The 25,472-nt window shown below is 56.0% G+C and carries 28 protein-coding genes and 1 CRISPR repeat array; of the genes, 12 read left to right on the top strand and 16 right to left on the bottom strand.

The window, feature by feature from the left end; translation table 11 throughout:
• Positions 1-268: 268 nt before the first annotated feature.
• A complete protein-coding gene (locus G544_RS0109275; protein ID WP_027274340.1) occupies positions 269-673 on the bottom strand; it encodes a lysozyme inhibitor LprI family protein in 405 nt (134 codons plus the stop codon).
• Positions 674-872: 199 nt separating this feature from the next.
• Between G544_RS0109275 and G544_RS0109270 the strand changes: the two genes are divergently transcribed.
• Positions 873-1,862 (top strand): sulfate ABC transporter substrate-binding protein, encoded by a 990-nt coding sequence (locus tag G544_RS0109270; protein WP_027274339.1) that lies wholly within the window; start codon positions 873-875, stop codon positions 1,860-1,862.
• Between the two features lie 550 nt (positions 1,863-2,412).
• Here the strand turns inward: G544_RS0109270 and tam are convergent.
• The 3 genes from tam to pdxR all read right to left on the bottom strand — a co-directional run bounded on the left by tam (position 2,413) and on the right by pdxR (position 5,126).
• The gene (tam, locus tag G544_RS0109260; RefSeq protein ID WP_027274338.1) at positions 2,413-3,189 is read right to left on the bottom strand and encodes a trans-aconitate 2-methyltransferase; all 777 of its coding nucleotides are present in this window, start codon (positions 3,187-3,189) and stop codon (positions 2,413-2,415) included.
• A gap of 171 nt (positions 3,190-3,360) precedes the next feature.
• Positions 3,361-3,702 (bottom strand): DUF2002 family protein, encoded by a 342-nt coding sequence (locus G544_RS0109255; protein WP_027274337.1) that lies wholly within the window; start codon positions 3,700-3,702, stop codon positions 3,361-3,363.
• 89 nt (positions 3,703-3,791) lie between these two features.
• Positions 3,792-5,126: a MocR-like pyridoxine biosynthesis transcription factor PdxR gene (gene pdxR, locus G544_RS0109250; protein ID WP_027274336.1), complete on the bottom strand. Its 1,335-nt coding sequence runs from the start codon at positions 5,124-5,126 to the stop codon at positions 3,792-3,794.
• An 88-nt stretch (positions 5,127-5,214) separates the two neighbouring features.
• Between pdxR and G544_RS0109245 the strand changes: the two genes are divergently transcribed.
• A complete protein-coding gene (locus tag G544_RS0109245; protein WP_027274335.1) occupies positions 5,215-5,646 on the top strand; it encodes a carboxymuconolactone decarboxylase family protein in 432 nt (143 codons plus the stop codon).
• An 88-nt stretch (positions 5,647-5,734) separates the two neighbouring features.
• Here G544_RS0109245 and G544_RS0109240 read toward each other — a convergent pair whose 3' ends face one another.
• Positions 5,735-6,055, bottom strand: a complete 321-nt coding sequence (locus G544_RS0109240; RefSeq protein ID WP_027274334.1) for a hypothetical protein — start codon at positions 6,053-6,055, stop codon at positions 5,735-5,737.
• Entirely contained in the window at positions 6,045-6,245 is a 201-nt protein-coding gene (locus G544_RS0109235) for a hypothetical protein (protein WP_027274333.1), read from the bottom strand. The genes G544_RS0109240 and G544_RS0109235 overlap by 11 nt, the downstream gene beginning before the upstream one ends.
• 132 nt (positions 6,246-6,377) lie before the next feature.
• Between G544_RS0109235 and G544_RS22360 the strand changes: the two genes are divergently transcribed.
• Positions 6,378-6,554, top strand: a complete 177-nt coding sequence (locus tag G544_RS22360; protein ID WP_166792012.1) for a hypothetical protein — start codon at positions 6,378-6,380, stop codon at positions 6,552-6,554.
• A gap of 7 nt (positions 6,555-6,561) precedes the next feature.
• Positions 6,562-7,506: a CRISPR direct-repeat array (repeat unit 29 nt; unit sequence CGGTTTATCCCCGCTGGCGCGGGGAACTC).
• Between the two features lie 322 nt (positions 7,507-7,828).
• Here the strand turns inward: G544_RS22360 and cysC are convergent.
• From cysC to cysG, 4 genes are read right to left on the bottom strand one after another with little or no spacing between them, the layout of a single operon-like run.
• On the bottom strand, positions 7,829-8,431 hold the full coding sequence (gene cysC / locus G544_RS0109225) for an adenylyl-sulfate kinase (protein ID WP_027274332.1): 603 nt from the start codon (positions 8,429-8,431) through the stop codon (positions 7,829-7,831).
• A 4-nt stretch (positions 8,432-8,435) separates the two neighbouring features.
• Positions 8,436-9,875, bottom strand: a complete 1,440-nt coding sequence (gene cysN / locus G544_RS0109220) for a sulfate adenylyltransferase subunit CysN (protein WP_027274331.1) — start codon at positions 9,873-9,875, stop codon at positions 8,436-8,438.
• Between the two features lie 30 nt (positions 9,876-9,905).
• Complete coding sequence (gene cysD, locus G544_RS0109215) at positions 9,906-10,814, bottom strand: sulfate adenylyltransferase subunit CysD (RefSeq protein WP_027274330.1); 909 nt, start codon at positions 10,812-10,814, stop codon at positions 9,906-9,908.
• Positions 10,815-10,829: 15 nt separating this feature from the next.
• Positions 10,830-12,254, bottom strand: coding sequence for a siroheme synthase CysG (gene cysG, locus G544_RS0109210; RefSeq protein WP_027274329.1), 1,425 nt, complete (start codon positions 12,252-12,254; stop codon positions 10,830-10,832).
• Between the two features lie 399 nt (positions 12,255-12,653).
• Between cysG and G544_RS0109205 the strand changes: the two genes are divergently transcribed.
• Positions 12,654-14,033 (top strand): SLC13 family permease, encoded by a 1,380-nt coding sequence (locus G544_RS0109205; RefSeq protein WP_027274328.1) that lies wholly within the window; start codon positions 12,654-12,656, stop codon positions 14,031-14,033.
• Between the two features lie 36 nt (positions 14,034-14,069).
• Here the strand turns inward: G544_RS0109205 and G544_RS20280 are convergent, their stop codons facing one another.
• Positions 14,070-14,843 (bottom strand): tetratricopeptide repeat protein, encoded by a 774-nt coding sequence (locus G544_RS20280; protein ID WP_036023754.1) that lies wholly within the window; start codon positions 14,841-14,843, stop codon positions 14,070-14,072.
• A gap of 123 nt (positions 14,844-14,966) precedes the next feature.
• Here G544_RS20280 and G544_RS0109195 point away from each other — a divergent pair, with 123 nt between their 5' ends.
• The 6 genes from G544_RS0109195 to G544_RS0109170 all read left to right on the top strand — a co-directional run bounded on the left by G544_RS0109195 (position 14,967) and on the right by G544_RS0109170 (position 18,291).
• Positions 14,967-15,833 carry a DUF3828 domain-containing protein gene (locus tag G544_RS0109195; RefSeq protein WP_027274327.1) on the top strand — a complete coding sequence of 289 codons (867 nt, stop codon included), beginning with the start codon at positions 14,967-14,969 and terminating at the stop codon, positions 15,831-15,833.
• A 17-nt stretch (positions 15,834-15,850) separates the two neighbouring features.
• Entirely contained in the window at positions 15,851-16,261 is a 411-nt protein-coding gene (locus tag G544_RS0109190) for a hypothetical protein (RefSeq protein ID WP_027274326.1), read from the top strand.
• Positions 16,258-16,944 (top strand): hypothetical protein, encoded by a 687-nt coding sequence (locus G544_RS0109185; protein WP_027274325.1) that lies wholly within the window; start codon positions 16,258-16,260, stop codon positions 16,942-16,944. Before G544_RS0109190 ends, G544_RS0109185 begins: the two co-directional genes overlap by 4 nt.
• A gap of 313 nt (positions 16,945-17,257) precedes the next feature.
• Complete coding sequence (locus G544_RS0109180) at positions 17,258-17,539, top strand: YlcI/YnfO family protein (protein WP_036023800.1); 282 nt, start codon at positions 17,258-17,260, stop codon at positions 17,537-17,539.
• Entirely contained in the window at positions 17,536-17,838 is a 303-nt protein-coding gene (locus G544_RS0109175; protein ID WP_027274323.1) for a type II toxin-antitoxin system RelE/ParE family toxin, read from the top strand. The genes G544_RS0109180 and G544_RS0109175 overlap by 4 nt, the downstream gene beginning before the upstream one ends.
• Positions 17,839-18,291, top strand: a complete 453-nt coding sequence (locus G544_RS0109170) for a peptidase associated/transthyretin-like domain-containing protein (RefSeq protein WP_027274322.1) — start codon at positions 17,839-17,841, stop codon at positions 18,289-18,291. It begins immediately after the preceding gene.
• 5 nt (positions 18,292-18,296) lie between these two features.
• Here the strand turns inward: G544_RS0109170 and G544_RS0109165 are convergent, their stop codons facing one another.
• From G544_RS0109165 to cysJ, 3 genes are read right to left on the bottom strand one after another with little or no spacing between them, the layout of a single operon-like run.
• Complete coding sequence (locus G544_RS0109165; protein ID WP_027274321.1) at positions 18,297-19,031, bottom strand: phosphoadenylyl-sulfate reductase; 735 nt, start codon at positions 19,029-19,031, stop codon at positions 18,297-18,299.
• Between the two features lie 24 nt (positions 19,032-19,055).
• Entirely contained in the window at positions 19,056-20,771 is a 1,716-nt protein-coding gene (cysI, locus tag G544_RS0109160) for an assimilatory sulfite reductase (NADPH) hemoprotein subunit (RefSeq protein ID WP_027274320.1), read from the bottom strand.
• Positions 20,771-22,585 carry an NADPH-dependent assimilatory sulfite reductase flavoprotein subunit gene (gene cysJ / locus G544_RS0109155; RefSeq protein WP_027274319.1) on the bottom strand — a complete coding sequence of 605 codons (1,815 nt, stop codon included), beginning with the start codon at positions 22,583-22,585 and terminating at the stop codon, positions 20,771-20,773. The genes cysI and cysJ overlap by 1 nt, the downstream gene beginning before the upstream one ends.
• A gap of 204 nt (positions 22,586-22,789) precedes the next feature.
• Between cysJ and G544_RS0109150 the strand changes: the two genes are divergently transcribed.
• Complete coding sequence (locus tag G544_RS0109150; RefSeq protein WP_027274318.1) at positions 22,790-23,683, top strand: fumarate hydratase; 894 nt, start codon at positions 22,790-22,792, stop codon at positions 23,681-23,683.
• A gap of 2 nt (positions 23,684-23,685) precedes the next feature.
• On the top strand, positions 23,686-24,282 hold the full coding sequence (locus G544_RS0109145; protein ID WP_027274317.1) for a FumA C-terminus/TtdB family hydratase beta subunit: 597 nt from the start codon (positions 23,686-23,688) through the stop codon (positions 24,280-24,282).
• 39 nt (positions 24,283-24,321) lie between these two features.
• Here G544_RS0109145 and G544_RS20275 read toward each other — a convergent pair whose 3' ends face one another.
• On the bottom strand, positions 24,322-25,002 hold the full coding sequence (locus G544_RS20275; protein WP_051155666.1) for a GntR family transcriptional regulator: 681 nt from the start codon (positions 25,000-25,002) through the stop codon (positions 24,322-24,324).
• Positions 25,003-25,237: 235 nt separating this feature from the next.
• Positions 25,238-25,472: IS200/IS605 family transposase (locus tag G544_RS0109135; protein WP_027273464.1), on the bottom strand; the 235-nt coding region annotated here is incomplete at its 5' end.

Genomic DNA, 25,472 nt, shown 5'->3' with positions numbered 1-25,472 from the left:
CAACGCCCCCATCAGGGAGCTACGTTGACGTCGACTAAGGCCCATATTGCGTTGGCATATTCAGGGGAGTCCAGCCAGCGTTCAACGCTGGTCGCGGTCATAAGCGTCAATCGTGGTATAACCTTCTCACTGCCCGTTTGCGCCTATTATGAGGTTATTGAGCAAAGATACGTCAATCCGGATGTTTCGCACATCAGAGATAACTCGCAAAGGTTCTAGCGAAGCAATTAAAAACGACAATGCCCGTACGGCAAACCTCGCAATTTCATTACTCATTATAAATATAGGACGTTAGCTCCTCCGTACGCTTGCTCGTTCTGTCCGTCATGCAGCCCCAGTACATCACGCTGCGTATCGTACCGCCGGAATGAAGCGCAAACACCGCATCGCAGTCCTTTTGGCGGAAGGTTACCCACGCCCGCTGCCCTTCACGCAGGTTGCTTTTTACCTTGGAATAGGGAAGTCCGTCTTCATCCGGCTGGCTTAGCGTCTTCATCAGCGCCTGATAGGCCTGATTCAGCTTTTTATCCGCTTCGTTAAACGTTTTTTCCGCGCAGGCGTTAAGCTCTGGCGTGGTCATCGCATTATTACAGTCTACTTCGGGCTGCGTTTCTGCCTGGATTGAAGCGGAAAAGCACAGCAATACCGCTGCGGGCAATAACATGAATTTCATCAAAATAGTTCCTTTTCAATGCTTGTCTCATTAAAGCGTAGGCAAAAATCGCGCCCGTTTATATTCTCTATTTGTATAAAAAATCTCTTTTTATTCTTTATTACCAAAGCCCACTTTCTGGCAGTCTCAACGTGTTGTTCATCATTCTTTCACTTACCGTCGCTTTATATTTATAACTAACTACCGTGAGGCTACACCCATGCAAAAATGGCAACTCGGCGCTCTGTTTCTGCTGGCCAGCACAAGCGTTCTGGCAAAAGACGTTCAGCTTCTTAACGTATCTTACGATCCCACTCGCGAATTCTACCAGCAGTATAACCAGGCTTTCGCCAGCTATTGGAAAGACAAAACCGGCGACGTCGTTACCGTCAGGCAGTCTCACGGCGGCTCGGGCAAGCAGGCCTCTTCAGTGATTAACGGTATTTCTGCCGACGTCGTCACGCTGGCGCTGGCTTACGATGTAGACGCCATCGCCGAGCGCGACAAGCTTGCCAAAGACTGGATTACCCGCCTGCCGGACAACTCCGCGCCCTATACGTCCACCATCGTCTTTTTAGTCCGTAAGGGCAACCCTAAGCAGATCCACGACTGGAACGATCTCATTAAGCCCGGCCTTAACGTCGTCACCCCTAACCCGAAAACTTCCGGCGGTGCGCGCTGGAACTACTTGGCCGCTTGGGGATACGCGCTACAGCACAACAACAACGATGAGCAAAAGGCGCAGCAGTTCGTCAAAGCGCTGTATGACAACGTGCAGGTGCTCGATACCGGCGCGCGCGGCTCTACCACCACCTTCGTTGAGCGCGGCATCGGCGACGTACTGATCGCATGGGAAAACGAAGCGCTGCTAGCCGTCGAGCAGTTGGGAAAAGATCAGTTTGAAATCATTACGCCCAGCGTTTCTATTCTGGCGGAGCCGACCGTCTCCGTGGTCGACAGCGTGGTGGATAAAAACGGCAACCGCGAGGTGGCGACCGCCTATTTGAAGTATCTGTATTCAAAAGAGGGGCAGGAAATCGCCGCCAAAAACTACTACCGGCCTCGCGATCCTGAGGTGTTGAAAAAGTACGCCGCGACTTTCCCGTCGCTGACGCTGTTTACCGTTGACCGGGTGTTTGGCGGCTGGCAGAAGGCTCAGAAGACGCACTTTGCTACTGATGGGGTGTTTGATCAGATAAGTAAACGCTGAAGGCATGGGGATTGACGACGGGCCGGTTAAATCGGCTTCGGAGAATATTCCGGCCGAAAAGGCGCCGTGCTTATATCACCATGGTGCTCGGCCGGGAGAGCGGCGGTATTAGCTTTGTGAGTGGGGCCTGAAGGGCCCCGCCCGCCGATTGAGATTGTTGTTTGTTCAAGCCTAAGTGAGTGACGCTGTTGGGAATCTGGGGGCCGACTATCCGGCGGTCAACGGCCATCTTTTAACGCTTTAACGATGAGCTGATTTTGAGGCCGCATACGCACGTAAACCTGCTCGTCGTTGTCTATCTGCCACGGTTTATCCCCGCTAGCGCGGGGAACTCCTGATGGAAGACTTTTGTTTACACAAAGACACCGGTTTATCCCCGCTGACGCGGGGAACAGACACCGGCCATCGCTCCCAGCTCTTTCCACTGCGGTTTATCCCCGCCAGCGCGGGGAATTCCTGTTTGCGACGTAGCCTCGACGTTATCGGACGGTTCATCCCCACTCACAGCGATCCACTTCTCACTACCGCAAGTACGCCGTATCCGCCATTTCTAAGCCACCTTACTCGCCACCACAAACAAACGAGGGAACGCCAGCAGCACGCTGCCGTCGCTGCGCACGCCGTAGGCTTGAGTTAGTTCGGCCAAATAGCGCTGAATGAAAAGCGCCTGCTCTTCTTCGTTCAGCGGATTAAGGAAAGGCCTTAGGCCGGTCGATTTAACCCACTCGACGATGGCCGCAACCGAAGGCATCACGTGGTAGAACGTCGTTCGCCAGACGTCCACTCGGCAGCCGCGGCTGGCCATCAGGTCGTAGTACTCTTCCGTGGTTAACAACTTTTTGCGGCTCAGCGCGTCTTCTCCGTACCTCCCCTTCCACTCCCCTTCTAGCGCCACTTTGCACATCAGCGCGTGGGAAGGCTGCAGCAGGTTGTCCGGTACCTGGAACGCCAGCACGCCGCCGTCGGCAAGCTGGTCCAACAGATGAGGCATCAAAACCTCATGGTGCGGCACCCACTGCAAGGAGGCGTTAGCGTAGATGACGTCCTGCGGGACGTCGGGCCGCCAGGCGCCGATATCCGCCTCGACAAAATGACAGCCGGGCAGGCGCTTTGCCGCTTTTTCCAGCATCGCTTTGGAGCTGTCGACGCCGGTGGTCTGCGCCGTCGGGTAGCGGCGGTGCAGCAGCTCGGTGCTGTTGCCCGGCCCGCAGCCTAAGTCGCTGATGTAGCGAGGGGACGGATGAAAAATGCGCGCCAGCAGCTCTTCGGCGGGGCGGGTTCTTTCGGATTCAAACTGCAGGTAAAGCGAAGGGTTCCAGTCGGCCATGGACGTTCCTTTTGGGGCCTAAAAATAAGATTGAAGCATTATGGGCAAAAAGGCGCGGAAAATATTGATGCAGGTAACAAAGCGGTGAAATGGCGCTCTGTTTTTATTACACAAAAAGGCTGAAACTCATTTCAGCCTTTTTCTCACATTAATGACATCGCAAATAGCCTCTTACGCTGCGCCAAAAAGTCCGTATAAATAACGCTCAAGCGCCATGCGCGAGCTAAATCCGTGCGGAATACCGTAATGTTCGTGAGTCAGTCCGGCCAAACAGCGCGGGAAATGTTGATAATGATCGCAGGTTTTAATTTCGGAGGACGGTTCTGCCAGCAATAAACTGCGCTCTTTCAGCGTCGGGTGGATCACCAGAGCGGTACGCCCCATGCGCGCTTCGCGATTAACGTAGACATAGTCTTCACCACGCCGATAGCCATAGGCTTTCTGTGTCACCATATCTACGGTAAATCCCACTTTTTCAAGAACGCGCGCCACCTCGTCAGGTCGTAAATACATAGTCTGTCCTCGTTATCTTTTACAGCAGGCTTCTCGTACCTGATTCAGTATTAACAACGCGTCCAGAAAAGTCCATAAACGCGCGGCTCCTATATGACGGCCTGCCGAAGCCGTCGAGCAACCTGCTGCGCCATCTCTGCACTAATGATGTTAGTGAAGGAGAGCAACATTCCCCCCTGCCCCGTTGGCTCCATTCGCCAGCGGCTGAGCGCTTGTACCGCCAGCCCTGCGTGATTGGCTTTGCTCACCATAGCGGTATCATCCCCTTCCACCATAATAACCAGCTGTATGCCGCCGTCCTGTGGCGCTACCTGAAACCCTTGCTCCGTTAGCGCCTGCGCAATCCACTGCCTGCGCTCGGCATAATGCTGACGCATCTTTTTCAGATGCCGCCAGAAATGGCCGTCGCGAATAAAGTCAGCCAGCGTCAGCTGCCATAGCACCGGCACGGTACAGGCGCTCAACGCGGCCTGCTCTCGAAAACGAGCAACCTGATTCACCGGCACCACTAGCCATGCGGTACGTAATGCAGGAAAGAGTGATTTGCTGAACGTTCCGGCATAAATCACCCGCTGTGGGGCATCCAGGCTTTTCAGCGGCGGCAACGGCTTGCCTCGATAGCGGAATTCGCTGTCGTAATCATCTTCGACAATCCATGCCTTGGCGTTATCAGCCCACTCCAGCAACTGATGCCGTCGGGTTAACGACAGCGCCGTCCCAAGCGGGCTTTGGTGCGCTGGCGTGAGGAGCGCAAAGCGGGCATCCGAGTAATCGCGTATTCCAGCGGAGACGTTCAGCCCATCCCTGTCAACCGCCACCGGCAGCAGGTGAATGCCTTCCCGCTCGATAACGGGCCGGATAAGCGGGAAGCCGGGATCCTCCATCCACATTCCATCACCCGCCTGCGCCAGCGAGCGTAAGATTAGCATCATTGAAGAAGCGTATCCGGAGGTAATAAACACCTGCTCCGGCAAGCACTCGATGCTGCGCGACACCCGCAGGTAGCTCACAATAGCCTCGCGCAGCGCGGCTTCACCGCAGACGTCGCCCAGCGCCAGTTCGAATCGCGTCTGGGTGCGTAAGCGCCGCCCCATCACCCGCGCCCAGATCTCGCGCGGGAAGAGATCCAGCGCCGGTAGCCCCATCTGGAACGGCTGCGGCGTCTGGCTTTCCCCGGCGAAAGCGACGGGGATAGTTGGCGTTTGCTGCGGATGCAGTTGCCCGCTGACAAAGGTTCCGGCCTGACCGCGTCGTTCCAACCAGCCTTGCGCCACCAGCTCGGCGTAGGCATTTTCAACCGTCGAGCGCGAGACGCCCAGCTCCTGCGACCAGGTGCGGCTGGAAGGCAGCCTGGCGCCGGGCTTGAGTTCGCCTTGTTCAATGGCCGTTTTTAGCTGACGGGCGATTTGCTGATAGTGCGGCATATGGTCTGCTTTTTTAGTCAAAATATGGTTCTCTTTTGCAGTCCATTATAGCGCTACACTGCGGGGCATCCAAATTAGGAGGAACACTATGACTACGTTACGTCAGCCCTATTATGAACTCAGCCCTGAAGTCTACAGCGCCCTTGGGCAGGCAAAGAAAGCACTGGAGAATGGCGCCCTGGATACCACGCTGATGGAACTGATTTTTCTGCGCATCTCGCAAATCAACGGCTGCGCGTTTTGTCTGGAGATGCACAGCAAAGCGCTGCGTAAATCCGGCGTTGAGCAGAGCAAACTGGACGCCCTGGCAGGCTGGCGGGTTAGCCATCACTTTAGCGCGCAAGAGCAGGCCGCACTGGCGTGGGCGGAATCGGTGACGGATATTGCCAGAACGCATGCCGAAGATGAGGTTTACCTGCCGCTGCTCGAGCATTTCAGCGCCCGAGAAATCAGCGATTTAACTTTCGCTGTCGGCCTGATGAACTGCTTTAACCGGCTGGCGGTCGGGATGCGGATGTGATTCGGTTAGTGCCGGATGCGTCGTAAACGCCCTCCGGCCTGAACATTCTCGCTCACATATTCCCCACTCTCGCGGGGAAGCCCAAAGATTACCCTTCTTCGCAATCCGCCTTGCTCATTTGCAGTTCAGCGCTCTTTTGAAGCTGCAACAGCGCCGGGATCAGCATCGCTGAGGCCGACAGGCCATGCCCCAGCTGGCACAGGCTTTGTGCCGAAAACTCCAGCACGTTTTTATCGGCAAAAGAAACGAGCGCGTTCCCCAGAAAAGACAGGCCGTGACACAGCCCGGCGCAGCACTCTTCACTGCTGTCCGCCAGCTGTAGAACGTCCTCAGCGCTTAGGTGCGAAAGATCCAGTTTGCGAATGACGTCCGCCAGCTCAGAAGAAAGCAGGTTAGCTTCAGGCAGCATGATGCACCTCCTGCGGTTTACAGGAGACGGACACCAGAGGGAGACTGGCCAACAGGCGACGAGCTTCGGCCTCCGTTGTGGCCGATATGGAAATCAGCTGCTGAATTTCACAGAGCGGGCAGTTGGAACGGACGTTCAGGAAAGTGTAGAGATTTGGATGTGCGTGCGTGATACCATTGGCGGTAGCCATAGCATTACTCCTATTAATGTTGTGGTTAGACGCCTCGGATGTGTTCCAGCACTCCGAGGCGTTGCTTTACTGATTGCTATACATTGATGTACATTTAAAACCAGCAAACAAAATATACATGAGTGATAACCAATGTCAACCAACGAACATCAAAAAGAGCGATACGTCGTGCAACTTCGCCTAGATGCTGATTTATCGGAAAGGCTGACTATCGCCATGAAAGAAGATGGCGATGACAATAAGGCTGGCTGGATTAAACGGTTACTACGCAGAGAGCTGGATCGGCGCGGTATTGAGTCAGAAAAATAATTTGGGGTTTATTATCCCCGCTGACGCGGGGAACTCGCCATGCCGACGCATCAATTCGCGACGTTCTGCCGGTTTATCCCCGCTAGCGCGGGGAACTCGTATAATATCCCTATTGGAAAGCGGAAGGCCGCGGTTTATCCCCGCTAACGCGGGGAACTCTTATGGACCGCCGATCGCGGCTACCGCGTGACCGGTTTATCCCCGCTGGCGCGGGGAACTCATTGACATCACCGGGTCTTGATCGTTAACGGACGGTTTATCCCCGCTGGCGCGGGGAACTCAGGCGGCGGAACATCTTCACCGGCTTTTTGCCCGGTTTATCCCCGCTGGCGCGGGGAACTCGCAACTGCGCTGGAATTGTCGCATGATCCTGGCGGTTTATCCCCGCTGGCGCGGGGAACTCTGACTTCTGCCTATAAATAATATATATACATTCGGTTTATCCCCGCTGGCGCGGGGAACTCATGCGGCCACAGAGGCCGGCTTCGACGTTCAGCGGTTTATCCCCGCTGGCGCGGGGAACTCTACCGCGAAACACAGCGTTACTGATGTGAACACGGTTTATCCCCGCTGGCGCGGGGAACTCGCGCATGAACGTGAACTTAGTATACCCGGTTTCGGTTTATCCCCGCTGGCGCGGGGAACTCATTTCTACGCTTCTGTAGAGTGGTTATCAGTCCGGTTTATCCCCGCTGGCGCGGGGAACTCAGAGGCGTAGCGTTCTGCAATCCATTGCATCCCGGTTTATCCCCGCTGGCGCGGGGAACTCTCCAGCACTGAAGCATTATCAACCCGGATCTACGGTTTATCCCCGCTGGCGCGGGGAACTCCCAGGCGAAGATGCTTATGCCTGGGTGGCTGACGGTTTATCCCCGCTGGCGCGGGGAACTCGCGTTTGGCTCGATCTCTGCTGTATCGCGTTACGGTTTATCCCCGCTGGCGCGGGGAACTCTCTAAAACTATCCAATTGATTTTAAAAATGTTTTATCCACCAATAAAGTCCACCAGCATATCCCTATTTTTAAAGAACGCTAACCCATTAATCACTATAGAAAAAAATATCACGCCTAACGTTCTCCCTTAATCTACCGGAACGGTTTTATTTTAGCCATAGGGTCAAACATTCCGGTGGAAAAATTTCATCTTTATCATTAATAATCAAATAAATAGTGAGATAACTGCTGGCACTCAGTCCGACAGCAGCGGTTCATCCTCTCCGCTTACTGCCAACATGCTGACAAAAGCCGCTGCGCGTCAGCCTGCTTTCTACTTTCTTACCTATTCGCTCCAACAATCCCCCGCTCCCGCAGCGCAGCCACCAGCTGCGCCACCAGTTCTTCCACCGGCCTTTGGCCGTCGAGACGCACAGCTGGCTCTAGCGGCGGTTCGTACGGCAGATCGATGCCGGTAAACTGAGGGATTTCGCCCCGGCGCGCCCTTTGGTAGAGGCCCTTCGGGTCGCGGCGCTCGCACTCTTCCAAGGGCGTATCGACAAACACTTCAATAAACCGCCCTTCCGGCAGCCTTTCGGCAATCTCCGCCCGATCCTGACGGTAGGGCGAAATAAAGGCCGCGATCGCCACCAGCCCGGCGTCGACCATCAGTGCTGCAGCTTCGCCGACGCGGCGAATGTTCTCCTGCCGGTCCCGCTCGGAAAACCCTAAATCACGACACAGGCCGTGGCGCAGGTTGTCGCCGTCCAGCAGGTAGGTTCTCACCCTCAGCTGGTGCAGCGCCTGTTCAAGCGCCCCGGCAATAGTCGACTTGCCCGAGCCAGACAGCCCGGTCAGCCAGACCAGCGCGCCGAGGTGGCCGTTAAGCCCCTCGCGGTCCTGCCTAGATACGGCGTAAGCGTGCCAGACGATGTTATCGGCCATTTCGCTACCCTTCCCCGCTGATGTCGCGCGCGTGCCAGTGCGGGTAGTGGCGACGGATCAGGGCGTTGAGCGCCTTTTCAAACTCTCGGTCGTTAGACGACTCAACCAACGAAGGGGCGGAAGCGATCCCCGGCGTGCGCACCAGCCCCGCGCCGACGGTGACGTTGGTCAGCGGATCGATAAAGATAAAGCTTCCGGTTTCCCGGCAGGTTTCATAGCGGTCTAATAAAAGCGGCTCGTCAAACGCGACGCTGACGGTACCGATGGCGTTTAGCGCCAGAGCCCGCGAGTCTCGCTGCTCAAGGGTATTGATGTCGTACTGATAGGCGATGCGCTCGACGTGCGCCCGGCTTTTTTTACCGGCCAGCTTGATGTCGTAACGATGGCCCGGCGTCAGCGGCGCTTCCGTCATCCAGACGACGTCGACCTCCGCGCCCCAAACGGCCTGTAGGGCAGCGTCGTCTTCGGCAACCAGCAGATCGCCTCGGCTCACGTCCACTTCGTCTTCCAGCACCAGCGTCACCGCCTCCCCGGCGGAGGCTTTCGCCAGCTCGCCGTCAAAGGTGACGATAGACTTGATGCGGCTCACCACGCCGGACGGCAGCGCTCGAACCGCCTGCCCTACCTGCACCGTGCCGGACGCAATAGTGCCGGCGTAGCCGCGAAAGTCCAGGTTAGGCCGGTTAACGTACTGCACGGGAAAGCGCAGCGGCGCGTCGGCCCCGTCGCGCTCAACGTCTACGGTTTCCAGCTGCGCCAGCAGGGTGTCGCCCTCATACCAGGGCATATGTTCCCCGGCCTCAACCACGTTATCGCCGTCCAACGCGGAGATCGGGACAAAGCTAAAGGTCGCCGCACCCGGCAGGCGTTCGGCGAAGCTCAGATACTGGCTGCAAATTTCCTCAAACCTCGACTGCCGGTAGTCCACCAGATCCATTTTATTGACCGCCACAATCAGGTGGCGAATGCCCAACAGCGTAGCGATAAAGCTGTGACGACGGGTCTGATCCAATACGCCTTTGCGGGCGTCAATCAGCACGATAGCCACGTCGCAGGTCGACGCGCCGGTCGCCATATTGCGGGTGTACTGCTCGTGCCCCGGCGTGTCGGCGATGATGAACTTTCGCCTTTCGGTGGAAAAATAGCGGTAGGCCACGTCAATGGTGATGCCCTGCTCGCGCTCGGCCTGCAGGCCGTCCACCAGCAGCGCCAGATCCAGCTTTTCCCCGGCGGTACCGATGCGGCGACTGTCGCTGTGCAGCGTATTTAGCTGATCTTGATAGATCTGCCGGGTATCATGCAGCAGTCGGCCAATCAGCGTGCTTTTACCGTCGTCGACGCTGCCGCAGGTCAAAAAACGCAGCAGCCCCTTGTGCTGTTGCGCATAGAGATAGGCTTCCACGCCGCCCTGCGCGGCAATCTGCTTCGCTACCGCGTCGTTAATAGAAGATGTTGTCGTGCTCATGGGTTCCCCTTAGAAATAGCCCTGGCGTTTTTTCAGCTCCATCGATCCCGCCTTGTCGCGGTCGATCACTCGCCCCTGACGCTCGCTGGTGGTCGACACTAGCATCTCTTCGATGATCGAAGGCAGCGTTGTCGCCTCGGACTCCACGGCGCCGGTCAGAGGCCAACAGCCCAGCGTTCTGAAGCGGACTTTGCGCTGAGCAATCACCTCGCCCGGCTTAAGGTCGATCCGGTCGTCGTCCACCATCATCAGCATGCCGTCTCGCTCCAGAATCGGCCGCTCTTTGGCCAGATACAGCGGCACGATGTCGATATTTTCTAAAAAGATGTACTGCCAAATGTCCAGCTCGGTCCAGTTGGAAAGGGGAAATACGCGGATGCTTTCGCCTTTGTCTATCTGGCCGTTATAGTTGCGCCAAAGCTCGGGCCGCTGGTTTTTGGGGTCCCACCTGTGGTGGCCGTCGCGAAACGAATAGATCCGCTCCTTCGCGCGGGAGGCCTCTTCATCACGCCTGGCCCCGCCGAACGCGGCGTCAAAGCCGTATTTATTCAGCGCCTGCTTGAGCCCTTCGGTTTTCATGATGTCGGTATGCTTACTGCTGCCGTGCACGAAGGGATTAATCCCCATCGCCACGCCGTCCGGGTTGCGGTGAACCAGCAGCTCCAAGCCGAACTTCTTGGCCGTTTCATCGCGAAACCGATACATCTCCCGAAACTTCCAGCCGGTGTCGACGTGCAGCAGAGGAAACGGCAGCCGACCGGGATAAAAGGCCTTGCGCGCTAAATGCAGCATCACCGAAGAGTCTTTGCCGATGGAATAAAGCATGACCGGATTGGAAAACTCGGCCGCGACTTCGCGAATGATGTGAATACTCTCCGCCTCAAGCTGGCGCAGGTGGGTCAACCGTTTTTCGTTCACCTTATCTATCCTCTGTTATTTACTGCCGACGGCCGCGAGCGCGGGGCGTTGAATATCCTCACCCGCTGACCGTTCGCCAAACCAGCCAAGCTTCGCGTGCAGGGCCGCCACTTCGCCAATCACCAGCAGCGCCGGCGTCGGGGCGCGCTTCGCCAGCATCTCAAGATCCCCCAGGCTACCGCTCAGCACCTGCTGATCGGCGCGCGTGCCACGGCCAATCACCGCTACCGGCGTCGATGGCTCGCGCCCGTTTTCTATCAGCCGCTTCTGTATATCTCCCGCCTTCAGCGTGCCCATATACACCGCCAGGGTTTGTTTCCCCTGCGCCAGCTGTCCCCAGTCCAGCCCCTGAGCGCCCGCCTGAGCGTGGCCAGTAATCAGGGTGACGCTCTGCGCGTGCTCTCGATGGGTCAGAGGGATCCCGGCATAAGCAGCGGCGCCAGCGGCCGCCGTTACCCCAGGAACGACCCGATAGGGAATACCTGCCTCGACCAGCGTTTCAAGCTCTTCGCCGCCGCGGCCAAAAATAAATGGATCGCCGCCCTTCAACCTGACGACTCGCTTACCCTTCTTCGCCAATTCCACCAACAGCCGATTGGTTTCTTCTTGAGCCACGCTGTGCGCACCAGCACGCTTGCCGACGCTGATGCGTTCGGCGTCACGGCGTATTAAATTGAGGATGTCCTCCGTCACCAGCGAGTCGTACAGTACGACGTCCGCCTGCTGTATCGCCCGCAGGCCGTTTAGCGTCAAAAGCCCGGCATCGCCCGGCCCGGCGCCGACCAGCGTGACTTCGCCCCCCGAAGAAACGTGCCCGGCAAGGGTGTCGGCAAGCTCGGCTTCGGCTTCTTCCAAGCGATGCGCTTCCACCAGCGAGGTAAAACGCCCGTTGAACAGGCGCTCCCAAAAGCGGCGGCGTTCAGAGACTGACGACAGCCGTTTTTTCACCCGATCGCGCCAGCGGCCCGCAATGTCAGCGCAAAGCCCCAGGCTTTCCGGAAGCAATGCCTCTAATTTTTCGCGCAGAAGCCGCGCCAGCACCGGCGCTTTGCCGCCGGAAGACACCGCCACCACCAGCGGCGAACGGTCGATAATAGAAGGAAAAATAAACGAGCAGCGGTTGGGGTCGTCCACCACGTTAACCAGCCTGCGGCGCTGGTTGGCAGCCTGAAACACGCGGGCGTTTAAAAGCGCGTCGTCGGTCGCCGCGATGACGAGAAACACGTCGTCAAGCTGCTCGGCCTCAAATTCAACGGCCAGCCAGCGTATCTGCCCTTCATCCAGCCGCTGAGCAATCTCTTTCCCCAGCCTTTGGGCAACCACGGCGACTTCAGCGCCGGCGTCAAGCAGCAGGCTGACCTTGCGCGCCGCCACCTCGCCTGCGCCCACCACCAGCACGGGGCGGTGGTGCAAATCGGCAAACAGGGGTAAATAGTCCACGTTGACCTTCCGTTCATTAACAAAGCGATAGCTCGACTATAGAGAGAGGGGAAAAAGGAATGAAATGATGAAAAGGAATTTGATATAGCGGGATGGAATGAAGGGGGATAAGAAATTTTGCTCAGAGCGCTTTTTGCCTTTAGCCCCACAGGGGCGCACACGCATTAACTGAAATATGCAAAGAGATCAAAAAACAATCAAAATGGAATAAACACAAAATAAATTAATTTTTTCCAAAATTTAAAACAGATACATGACCAGCATTTAAACAATAAATCTGACTTATTGAATGGTGTCACCTCTCACTTTTATACCTTAAACATTTCCTCCAACGCTTTTCCGTGCTTAATTTTACTTGGAGTTAACAAATGAAACATTTTGTATACACAGGAGGACGCTATGGAGACGACACCGCTAACCCCCGCCATTACGACGCCGCCGTCTGCCCGCGGCCTGGCGATTCTCGCCGTGGATATTGTGCTGTTGATTATTTTGCTCAATACCCTTCCCTTTAACGAAAAGGCCAATCTCGGATTGGCGCTGATGTGCTTTATCGGCGTGCTGTGGCTGACGGAAGCTATCCACATCACCATTACCGCGCTGCTTATCCCGCTAATGGCGGTCGCCTTCGGCCTGCTTAACGCGGACGGCGCGCTGAAGTCTTTTTCTAACCCCATCATCTTTCTTTTCTTCGGCGGCTTTGCGTTGGCCACCGCGCTCCACATTCAGGGCATCGACCGGCTGATTGCCAACCGCGTACTGATGCTGGCTAAAGGGAGGCTTAACGTCGCGGTGCTGATGCTGTTTGGCGTCACTGCACTGCTGTCGATGTGGATAAGCAACACCGCCACCGCCGCCATGATGCTGCCGCTGGCGCTGGGCATTCTGACCAGCCTTGACCCGGAAAAAGATCGCCGGACCTTTATTTTCCTCCTGCTGGGTATTGCCTACAGCGCCAGCATCGGCGGCTTCGGCACCATCGTCGGCAGCCCGCCAAACGCGATAGCGGCTGCGGCGCTCGGCCTGGACTTCTTCACCTGGATGAAATACGGCATTCCCATCATGCTGATACTGATGCCGGTGATGATCGGCCTGCTGTGGCTTATCCTTCGCCCCAACCTGTCGCATAAAGTTGAAATAAAGCGTGAGGAAATCGAATGGACGCAGCCTCGCCTGTTAGCGATGGCGATCTTTGCTCTGACGGTCGTATGCTGGATATTCAGCGCCCAAATCAGCAAGGCGCTCGGCGGCGTTTCTCAGTTCGATTCGCTTATCGCCGTTGGCGCTGCGGTGCTTATCAGCGTCAGCGGCGTGGCGAACTGGAAGCAGATCCAGGAAAATACGGAATGGGGCGTGCTGATTCTGTTCGGCGGCGGGCTAACGCTGAGCGCCATTCTGAAAGACTCCGGCGCAAGCGTGGTGATGGCGAACGGCATTGCCGATCTGTTTGGCGCCAGCCACTGGTTTATCATCATGCTGGCCGTGGCGACGCTGATTATCTTTCTGACCGAGTTTACCAGCAACACTGCCAGCGCCGCGCTGCTGGTACCGGTATTTGCCACCGTCGCCGAAGCGCTGGGTATGCCCCCGGCCGCGCTGACGCTCATCATTGGCTTTGGCGCATCCTGTGCCTTCATGCTGCCGGTAGCGACGCCGCCTAACGCTATCGTGTTCGGCTCCGGCTTTTTCCGGCAGATGGACATGATCAAGGTCGGCTTCTGGTTAAATTTGGTGAGTATTGCGGTGATTACGATGTTTGCGTGGACATTTTGGAAGTGAGGAAGAATACGCGCGGGTAATTCCCCGCGCGTATTGCTACTTTCTCACCCTTGCATATTTTTCCACATAGTCGCTCGCCCGCGCTTTTGCTCGTTCGACGTCCTGCGGGCTCAGCTTTTGCGCTATCTCCAACTGCTTCACCTTCGCTTCGCTATAGCCGATAACCGCTTCCGCTGCCGAGTACCAGGCGTAGGACTGAACGTAATCCTGCGCTACGCCCTCGCCGTAAAAATAGAGCCCGGCCAGGTTAAACTGGGCTTCCCAAACGCCCTGTTCAGCGGCCTTTTGGTACCACTTTGCGGCGACGGCAAAATCCTGCGGAACGCCCTGAGCGTTATCGTAGATAGACGCCAGGTTGAACTGCGCCATCGCATGCCCCTGCTCGGCCGCCTGCTGGTAGAACTCCCGCGCCTTACGGTAGTTTTTCGGCAGCCCGCGGCCAAAGTCGTACATCATGCCGAGCGTAAACTGCGCGTCGGCGCTGCCGAGCTTCGCAGCCTGTTCGTACCACATCATCGCCTGCGGATAGTTTTGGGGCACGCCCAGGCCCTTCTCAAACATAACGCCTAGCCGATAAAGCGCGTCAACGTTTCCTCTGTCTGCCGCCTTGTAATACCAGTCAAGCGCTCGAGGGTAGTCCTGTAAAACGCCTTGCCCCTCATCATAGGCTTGCCCGAGGCGAAACATCGCTTCGACGCTTCCTTCGGCAGCCTGCTTTTCCAGCTCGGCGAGCGTAGGTTGGGCCGAAGCAAACGCGGCAAGCGCCCAAAAGGCGCCGCCAACGAAAAGAGAAAGCAGCCGCTGATTCATTGACGAACTCCGTCATCGTTATCATTTGAATTGAAGAAATCATACACAACAAAACGAGGGAAATAGTCACATTATTTTATTAGAATGGCGTCAGGCTTACGCCGTATAGCTAAAGAGCACACCATGAAACTTCATTTTTCCGCCTTTATTTCCCGCCTTTTTTTTGCTGGCGCGTTCTGGTTATTTACTACCTCAGCCCAAAGTTCCCCCGCGCTACCGCCTGCGCAGATAGTCCAAAACTTCTACAGCTGGTATCTCTACGACGGAGAGACGGTGTTTAAGCCGGAGAATCGCAGCACGCTCGATGGGCTGCTTGCTCCTTCGTTGATAGAACAACAGCAAAAGAGTCTGGATAAGCCTCATCAATCAACCGATATCGACTACTTTCTTAAGGTCGGATACTGGGACGACAGCTGGAACCGGGTTGACGTCAAATCAGAAACAATTGACGGCGATAGCGCCCTGCTTACGGTGGAGATCGGCTTTCAGGGCGTATCTACCCCAATAGAAACGCTGGCCGTTACGCTCAGGCAGCAGGAACAGCGGTGGAAAATCTCCGACGTCGCCCTCATTGGCGCTAAAGATCCGTGCAGTACGGAAAACGATACCCGCCCGGAGAAAACCGTCAAGCAGTCGCCGCAGGAAGCGGCCGAAGCATTCTACCGCTGGTATATGTCGATGGAGCTCGCCGAAAAAGAGGCGGAGGGCGGCGAGGACATCCTTAACTACGTCACGGCCAACTTTTGGGATCAGCTCTACCGCATTCAATATCTGGGCGACGATGAAGGAAACTACTTTACCAAATCTCAGGACGTGCTTGACGACTGGCAGCACGTTAAAAGCGCGCCGATAAACCAAACGCCGGAAAAGGCGCAGGTCGACATCACGCTCGGCGGCGTTGAGTATCCCGCAAAGCGCCTGAAGGTAACGCTGGTTCCTTATAAAGAGATGTGGAAGGTGTGTAAGATAGAATCCAAAGAAACAAATTAGCGACAAGGACTGTCACCATGACAACGCGAAAAAACGTTGCCTTCGGCGTTACGATAATCGTAATAAGCGGCTTCCTGCTTTGGTCCTCATCCCTTTTTCAAGACTATGTGTATAACCGAGTCCACATTAGCCGCAACATACTCTTAACCCTTTTTTGGCTCCTCCCGGCCAGCGCGTCGTTTTTAGCCTACTTTCGACGCGCCCACGCGCCGCTATTAATCAGCCTGGGATATATCCTTCTGCTAAGCGGACTGCTGTCGTTAATACATTTGATTCAGGGAGAAATGGGCGTCGCGGTCGATTTTTCGGGAGTAGAGGGGCTGAAGGTTGTCGGATGGATCTACCTTTTCTTTAGCGCCGTTTCAATTGGCATAGGGGGGATGGCGGGAACCCTTGCTCGCGTTGTGTTTCGGGATATTTGCCAATGAAAGCTGCACTATGGGATCCCAGCGGGTTCGATGTTTCTATGAGGGGCAAGTACAACTCTCTCTACGAACTGGAAGAAGACATCCAAACCCTGTCGGGCAGCGCCAACTTCAGCGAACTGGATACGTTAGACTGGTTTTTAGTCGATAAGGACAGCGGAAAGCTTGCCTTTCTATGCTTGACCGTCCCTTCCATCATCACTATTTCAGACCAATGCATCGACGTTAGCAGCCTGCGCGACGTGGCGCTTTCGCGCAGCATAAAAAACTTTATGTTCAGCGTAGAGCTTCAGGACAGCGCCTTTTTCTCTTTTAACTCAAATCAGCTGACCGTAGCCACCGACTTGTCGCGCTGTTGTTATAAAGCCCAAGTTTTAGGCGACCTCTATTTCCTGCTGGACGAAGACCTAAACTACTGCGGCTTTGCGTTAACCAACGCAACAAAGCATATTCCAGGCTATCGCGACGGCATCGACGACAGCACCCTCAATCAGGCTTTATCGCTTATGCTAGGGCTATGCAGCCAGCATGCGTATGACGCAATGGACGACAAGGACGCCCAATACTTTTCAATAATCGGTCAGTTGGAAAACCTGATTCGGACCCACGGGCAAACCGACGAACGCCTCCTGTCATTTACCGACTTTACCGAGAACCTGAAGTTTACGTTCTACGACGTAACGTAAAACAGGGATGAAACAAAACGTCGACATAGGTAAAACGCTCTGGAGACGTCTCGCAAATTTTAAATCTGCCCGTCCACTTTTCCTTTGTTATGCCCTACCGTCTCCCCACATAAAAACGGCGACGGCGCAGGCCTGACGCCGCTATGGCTTAAACACCAGCAGAACAGGAACAAGGGAAATGGACAAATACGCACCGCGTCATGAACACAAAAAGCACGTCCGTCTTGAGCTAAAATCCGGCAGCGGCATTTTGACAAGCATCGAGCAAAGCGACATAATGCATTACGTTTGTAATACATTGCCGAGGCACGCTATGTCATCCGCCAAAACCGCCGTTTTGCCCCCCGTACGCGTCACCGCCGATGCGCGACGCGCCGTTGAAGAAGTACTTTACGAAGGCGAAAGCCTGTCGGCGTTTATCGAACAGTCCATTGAGCTTAACGTCGCCAGAAGGCGAGCGCAGGACGCCTTTATCGCCCGCGGGATGGCATCTAGAAACGACGCTAAGGCCAGCGGAACTTACTACGATGCCGAGTCCGTCATGACAGACCTGGACGACATCTTAAAGCAGGCGCGGGATAATCATCGCCAATGAGCTACCGCGTTCGCTTTACTCAAGAGGCCAGAGACGACCTGCTTCGGCTGTATGCGTTTCTGGCAGAGCGGGACGCTCAAGCCGCAGAGCGCGCAAAGGAAGCCATAGCCAAAGGGCTAGCCTTATTGCAGGACTTCCCCTTTACCTGCCGCAAGGTTTCTCCAGACGGCTCCCCCTTCCTGCGCGAGCAGCTGATTTCCTTTGGCTCATTCGGCTACGTCGCCCTGTTTGAGATTGACAGCGAAGCTGCCGTCACCGTTCTGGCCGTGCGGCACCAGCGAGAGGATGATTACTACTAGATGAAAATAAAAAAGAAAGGCTTTTTCTACCTACTTGCCGTTTTTGGCATCCTGATTTTTGCGGGGCGCCTTTTCACGAACGTCGCAGCCCCAATAGAAGGCAAAGTCGTAGATAGCGTGACCGAACGGCCCATTAGCGGCGTAGTTATTAGCCGACATACCTCAACTGAAAGCAACAGCTGTTCTGCGTCGGCCACAACGAACAAAGAGGGCGAATTCAGGTTTTCCGCCGTATATGACCTGTCTTTACTTTTCCCGTTTATCTCTCCCTGCTCGGATGCGGGAAACAACACGCTGCTTGTTTCTGCGCGGGACTATGAAAGAGCGCTGTACAGCACCGATCCTGACGCGTATATGAGCTATAAATTTTTTACTAAATCGCAGCAGGTAACGATAGATGCGCCTTCGCTGCCCGATAAAATACGCATTACGCTCAGGCCGACAGGCAAATAGCGACCTTACTCCTCATGCAGCCCGCACTCCCGCTTCAGGCCGAAAAAGCGCGTTTCTTCTTCACTCATGCCCGGCTCCCACCTGCGGCTGGTGTGGGTATCGCCGACCGACAGATAGCCCTGCTCCCACAGCGGGTGATAGCTCAGGCCGTGCTCTTGCAAATAGCGGTAAACCTGCCGATTGTCCCAGTCAATAATCGGCAGCAGCTTAAAGATGCCGCGGGAAATCGCCAGCACCGGAAGCCTGCTTCGGCTGCCGGACTGCTCGCGCCTCAGGCCGGAAAACCATACCGACGCGTTCAGCTCGGACAGCGCCCGGTTCATCGGCTCGACCTTGTTTAACTGGTTGTAACGCTCGATGCCCTCAACGCCCTGCTCCCACAGCTTGCCGTAGCGCTCCTCCTGCCAGGCGGGCGACGTCGCGGCGCGATAGATTTTAAGGTTCAGGCCCAGCCGTTCAGTGAGCTCGTCAATAAAGCGATAGGTTTCAGGGAACAGATATCCGGTGTCGGTGAGGATCACCGGGATATCCGGCCGCAGGCGAGTGACCAGATGCAGGCTGACCGCCGCCTGTATGCCGAAGCTTGACGACAGCACCTTGTTCTCGGGAAGATTCTCCAAAGCCCAGGCCACCCGCGCCTCCGCGCTAAGCCCCTCAAGATGACGGTTAGTCTGCGCCAGTGCGGCCCGCTGCTGCTCCCGGTCGAGGGTATTCAACCAGGCCAAGTCTAAATTCAACATCGTTTCGCCCTCCACCTAACGCTTTTAGTCATAAAAATCGCGAGCAGAATCTATCACCGGCTTAACGACGCCGGTGCGAACGACAAAGTCGCCAAAGCCTTCCTGCGCCTCTCGCCCATTGGCCCACAGGGCAATCAGCTCGTCGAGTTCGGCCAGGATCTGCGTCGACGTCAGGTTCTCGCGGTACATGCGCGGAATGCGCGTGCCTTCGCGGTTACCGCCGATATGCAGGTTATAGCGATCCAACGCTTTGCCCACCAGCCCTACCTCCGCCAGCATCGCCCGCCCACAGCCGTTGGGGCATCCGGTCACGCGCAGGATGATGTGCTCATCGGCAAGCCCGCGCTTTGCCATCAGCGCTTCGATTTGGGTAACAAACTCCGGCAAAAAGCGCTCCGCCTCCGCCATCGCCAGCGGGCAGGTGGGAAACGCGACGCAGGCCATGGAGTTTTTACGCTGCTCGCTCACGCCGTCGTCAATCAGGCCGTGCTCTCGCGCAATTCCTTCAATCAGCGCCTTGTCTTCGGGCGCGACGCCGGCCACAATCAGGTTCTGGTTGGCCGTCAGGCGGAAGTCGCCTTTATGCACTTTAGCGATTTGGGCTACGCCGCTTTTTAGCGGTTTGCCGGGATAGTCCAACAGGCGGCCGTTTTCAATAAACAGCGTCAGATGCCATCGCCCGTCGATACCCTCGATCCAGCCGATGCGATCGCCGCGGTGGGTGAAGACGTAGGGAACCGTTGGCTCAAAGTTCACGCCCGCACGCTTCTCCACTTCGGCCTTAAACGCCTCAACGCCGAAGCGCTCAAGGGTGTATTTGGTCTTGGCGTTTTTACGTTCGGAGCGATTGCCCCAGTCGCGCTGGGTAGTGACCACCGCTTCGGCTATCGCCAACGTATGCTCCAGAGCGATGAAGCCAAACTCGGACGCCTTGCGCGGATAAGTTTGCTTATCGCCATGGGTCATCGCCAGACCGCCCCCCACCAGAACGTTAAACCCTGTCAGGCGGCCGTTTTCCCCTACGGCAACGAAGTTGAGATCGTTGGCGTGCAGGTCGACGTCGTTATCCGGCGGGATCACAACGCTGGTTTTAAACTTGCGCGGCAGGTAGGTCTCTCCGAGTATCGGCTCCTCCTCTTCGGTAGCCAGCTTTTCGCCGTCCAGCCAGATTTCCGCATAGGCGCGCGTTTTCGGCAGCAGGTGTTCCGAAATTTTCTTCGCCCACTCGTAAGCCTCCTGATGCAGCGCCGACTGCACCGGGTTAGAGGTGCAGAGCACGTTGCGGTTTACGTCACCCGCGGTGGCGATAGAGTCCAGCCCCAGCTGGCTCAACATCCGGTGCGCGGACTTAATTTTGCCCTTCAGCACGCCGTGAAACTGGAAGGTTTGCCGCGTCGTCAGCCGGATACTGCCGTAGAGCGTCTCCTCCCCGGCAAAGCGGTCGATGCCCAGCCACTGCTGAGGCGTAATGATGCCGCCGGGCAGCCGACAGCGCAGCATCACGTTTAGCAGCGGCTCAAGCTTCTGTTCGGCCCGTTCGGCCCGAATGTCGCGATCGTCCTGTTGGTACATGCCGTGAAAGCGAATAAGCTGAAAGTTGTCGCCACGAAAGCCGCCGGTCAGGCCGTCCTTTAAATCTTCGGCAATCGTGCCGCGCAGCAAGTTGCTGTCGCGCTTAAGGCGTTCGTTGTCGGATGGCGGCCCCAAAGGCTCGCCGGGCTGTCGTTGTTCATTGCTCATTAGTAAACGTCCCGCTGGTAGCGCTTCTCAAGGCGCAATTCGGTTAAAAAATCGTCGGCCTGCTCTGACGTCAGGCTGCCGTGGGTTGAAGCGATATCCAGTAAGGCCTGTTCTACGTCCTTCGCCATACGGCCGGCATCGCCGCAGACGTAAAGGTGCGCGCCGTCCTGAAGCCAGCGCCAAAGCTCTGCGCCGTTCTCGCGCAGCCTGTCCTGTACGTAAACCTTTTGCTCGGCGTCCCGCGACCATGCAAGATCAATGCGCGTCAGCAGGCCGCTCTTTGCGTAGCGCTGCCACTCCACCTGATAAAGGAAGTCGGAGGTAAAGTGCGGGTTGCCAAACAGCAGCCAATTTTTGCCCGCGGCGCCGGTTGCCTCGCGCTCCTGCATAAAGGCGCGAAACGGGGCAATGCCGGTGCCGGGGCCAATCATTACCACCGGCGTGTTGGGGTCGTCCGGCAGGCGGAAGTTGTCGTTTTTCTCAACGAACACCGCGATATCGCCCTCTTCCTGCAGCCTGTCTGCCAGATAGCCGGACGCGCCGCCGGTGCGCTCTTCATCATCAACGCGATAGCGCACTACGCCGACCGTTAGATGGACTTCGCTGCCTACCTCTTCCTGCGAAGAGGCGATGGAATAGAGCCTCGGCGTCAGAGGGCGCAGCATCGCCAACAGATCGGCGGCAGCGATGCGCACAGGCGTTCGCTTTACCATATCGACAATCGGCGTGGTTTCTACATAGGCCGCAAGCGCCGCCTTATCGTTAATCAGGGCGCTGAGCGCCTCGCTGTCGGCATGTCGGGCATAGCGTTCAACAACGGACGGCGCGTTTTGCGTCAGCTCATAGTGATAGGTCAGCGCGTCCCGAAGCCGCTGCACTTTCCCCTGGACCTCAACAGACTCTTCTCCGGTAAGGGACAGGGGCTGCAAAAGCGCATCAATCAGCTTAGGGTCATTTTGAAACCAAACGCCCAGCGCGTCGCCGGGGCGGTAGCTCAGGCCGGAGTCGCCGAGGTCAATTTCGATATGGCGGACGTCCTTTTCGGAATCCCGACCGGTGATTTTTTGGTTTACGCTCAGAGAAGCCACCAGCGGCTGCTCGCGGCTATAGCGTTCGGCCTCTTCAACGCCGCTTGCGGCAACGGCAGAAACGGCCGCCGTTGATTTAACGTTGCCCAGTTCTTGCTTCAGCCGTTCAACCACCTTTTCGCGCCACGCCTGCGCCAGCGCCTGATAGTCAACGTCGGCGTCCACTCTCTCCAGCAGGCGGTCGGCCCCCAGTTCGGCAAGGCGCGCGTCAACGTCTTTTCCCGTCTGGCAAAAGTTTTCATAGCTGCGATCGCCCAGGCCAAAAACGGCGAACGCGGTGTTCGCAAGCGTCGGCGCTTTTTTAGAGAACAGAAACTTGTGCAGCGCTATCGCTTCTTCCGGCGGTTCCCCCTCCCCCTGAGTGGAAGCGACCACCACCAGAAAGCGCTCTTTGTCTATCTGCTTAAACTTGTAGTCCGCGGCGTTAACCAGCGTTACGGCAAGCCCCGCCTGCTGCAGGTCGTCTTTCAACTGTGCCGCCAGCCTGCGGGCGTTGCCCGTCTGCGAAGCGGAAAGCACGGTTACCGTCACCTGTGGCGATGCGCCGACGGCGGAAGTTAACGGTAAAATCTGCGCGCTTTCCTGCCCCTGTGCCGCAATTCCCCAAAGATAGCCGGACACCCACGCCAGCTGCTGCGACGTCATGCCCGAGATGGCTGAAGAAAGCTGAGTCAGCTGCTCTTGCGGTATAGGGAGAAGCGGTACGGACGTTGCCTTGTCAAACATAACGGTACGGATTCCTGAATGGTTGTTTTACGTAAGAATATCCATCCGAATGTCCGGCAATAAAGAATGGTTAGGCATATTTCATAATCAAAAAGCATATGGCTTCACCACCTGCCCCCTTCTTTCTCCCGTTTGAAAAGTCATTGCGATTTTATATATTATATATAATATATGATTAACCAATGCCAATCAGAGGATAATAAAATGAGAGAACTGGGCATTACCTACGAAGAGGTTTACGACCTTCTTCACCGCGCCTGTACGACGATTTCCCCCGATGTGCTCCACCTGATGAAAAATGCCGCTCGAGAAGAAACGCATCAGGAAGCCAGGGTTTTTCTGGAAACAATGATCGATAACGTCGCTCAAGCGACCCAAAAAGATAAGCCGGTTTGCCAGTCGCCCGGTTTTCCTACCGTTTGGATCCGCTTCGGACAGGCGTTTAATATGGACCCGCTGCTAAGCTATCTCCCCCGAGCGCTGACCGAAGCCACTAAAGCGGGATTGATTCGCCCTAGCATCGTCCACCCGCTGACGCGCCATAACCCCGGCGACAGCACGGGCCTCGGCGTCCCTAACGTTGAGCTGCAGCACGTTCCCAATCAGGAATATGTAGAAATCATCATGAGCGCGAAAGGATGCGGCGCCGAGCTTGGCAACGTGTCAAAAATTCTGACCCCGGCGACGCTTGGGAAAAACTACGAAGGATTAAAGCGGCTGGTATTGGACACCGTGATTAACGCAGGCGGCTTCCCCTGCCCTCCGTCCGCTATTGGCATCGGTCTGGGCGGACAAATGGACGTCAGCGCCAAGCTGAGCCGCGAAGCCATCAGTACCCGCAACTGGCTGGACCACAATCCCGATCCTCTGCTCGACCAGCTGGAAACCGAGCTGTTGGAGGATATCAACAGGCTGGGCGTAGGCCCGGCGGGGATCGGAGGAAAAACCACGACGCTGGCGGTCAAAATGGCCTATGCGGCAACTCACACCGCTATCTGTCCGGTCACCATCAATTTCCACTGCTGGGTCGCCCGGCGTTTCGGCGTTCGCATTTATCCGGACGGCCGTCGTGAATCACTCTTTCAGGTGGAGGAATAATCATGGCTATTTATGAACTCACGCTCCCTTTGGCAGATGAGGCGATAGAGCAGTTGAGCGTCGGCGACGCGGTCTACCTGACCGGCACCGTCTGCACCGCTCGAGACATGGCCCACCTTAACATGCGCGAACTGGCGGACAGCCAGCGGCCGCTGCCGGAAAACCTTCAAGGAGGCGCTATTTTTCACGCCGGCCCGGTGATGGTGAAAGACGACCAAGGCCGCTGGCAGCTTCGCGTCATCGGCCCAACCACCTCGATCCGCATGGAGCCGCACGCCGACTTTGTCGGCCAACAGGGCGTTAAGCTCATCATTGGTAAAGGCGGCATGGCGGCCGATAGCCTGGCGGCGTTTAAAAAATACAAGCAGGCCTATTTGCAGGCCGCACCGGGCTGCGCGGTGGTGCTAGCCGAAGGCGTTAAGCGCGTTAAGGCCGTGCACTGGCTGGAAAACGGCATGCCCGAAGCCATGTGGGTGATGGACGTCAAGCGCTTCGGTCCGTTTATCGTCACCATGGACTGCAAGGGCAACAGCCGCTATGACGACGTGAAGGCGAACGCCAGGGAAAAAGCGGACGAAATCATGAAAGAGAAAGGTTGAGTTTGTTCGGTTAGAAAGGCGGCCTGGCCGCCTTTTCTTTTACTTTTCCTGCTCGTTCTCCTGCTCTTTAAGCAGGTTAGAAAAATAGGCGTGCAGCTTGTCGTAAGAACGGGCCTTGTGCTTAAGCATCAGCTCCGCCATCTCTTTTCCCTTCTTTTGCTCAATCAGGCGAATCATCTCACGGTGTTCTTCCAGAGAAACGCTGACGACTTCGGGAAACAGGTCAAAGATAGTTTTGGTGCGCCGCTCGTTGCGCAACAGCTCGCTGAGCAGCTTTTTCAGATAGGTGTTGTCGCTGGCTTCGACGATAAGCTGATGGAATTCGCGGTTAGCGGTAGAGTAGTCGCTGTAGTTTTGCTCTTCCGCCATTTTTACGCATTTCTCATACACCGCTTCCAACTCGGCCACCAGCTCCGGCGTGGCGTTTTCCGCCGCTAAGCGCGCCGCCAGCGGCTCCAGCGTTTTGCGGATTTCCAGCATGTCCTGCATGTCTTTAACCGAGAGCTTCTTCACTCTGGAACCCTTGTGCGGGCTCATCTCGATGAGATCTTCCGCCGCCAGCTCCTTGAGCGCTTCCCTCACGGGAATATCGCTGCTGTCATACATCCCCGCCAGCTGGTGGATAACCAAACGGGCGTCGGCCTTCAGCTCACCGGATAAAATCTTATGCTTCAAATCGAAGTAAATCGTCTTTGCTTTTGTTTTCGTTATCATCGTCATGGGAAACCAAGCGTAAGGTGTCGGGTAGCGAAACGCGCTGTATATTGAGGTAATTTTACTAAATAGCGGGAAAAAAGAGTAGCGCGCTTTTTATTCAGGCATGCGCAATACGACGAAATAGAATAATAATAAATATCCTCCGGCATAGCCGGAGGTTTTTCATATGCGCCTATAAGGCTCTCCTACCAGCCGCGCCCTAACAGGCGCATCGCGATCTGACATTTGCATCTATGGGTTACTTACGGCCCGTAAACGGGCTGCCTGGATATGGGATCGATAACTGTTCCCCCATTTTATCCTCTTTCAATTGATGCTTTATGTACTCTTGTATTCGGGATGTATTTTTCCCCACCGTATCTACATAGTACCCTCGGCACCAAAACTCTCGATTGCGATATTTGAACTTTAGATCTCCAAACTGCTCATAAAGCATCAGGCTGCTTTTACCTTTCAGATATCCCATAAAGCCC

Source organism: Leminorella grimontii ATCC 33999 = DSM 5078 (assembly GCF_000439085.1).
Classification (GTDB): Bacteria; Pseudomonadota; Gammaproteobacteria; order Enterobacterales; family Enterobacteriaceae; genus Leminorella; species Leminorella grimontii.
The sequence above is the reverse complement of the archived record's forward strand: the minus strand, read 5'-3'. Positions and strand labels throughout refer to the sequence as shown.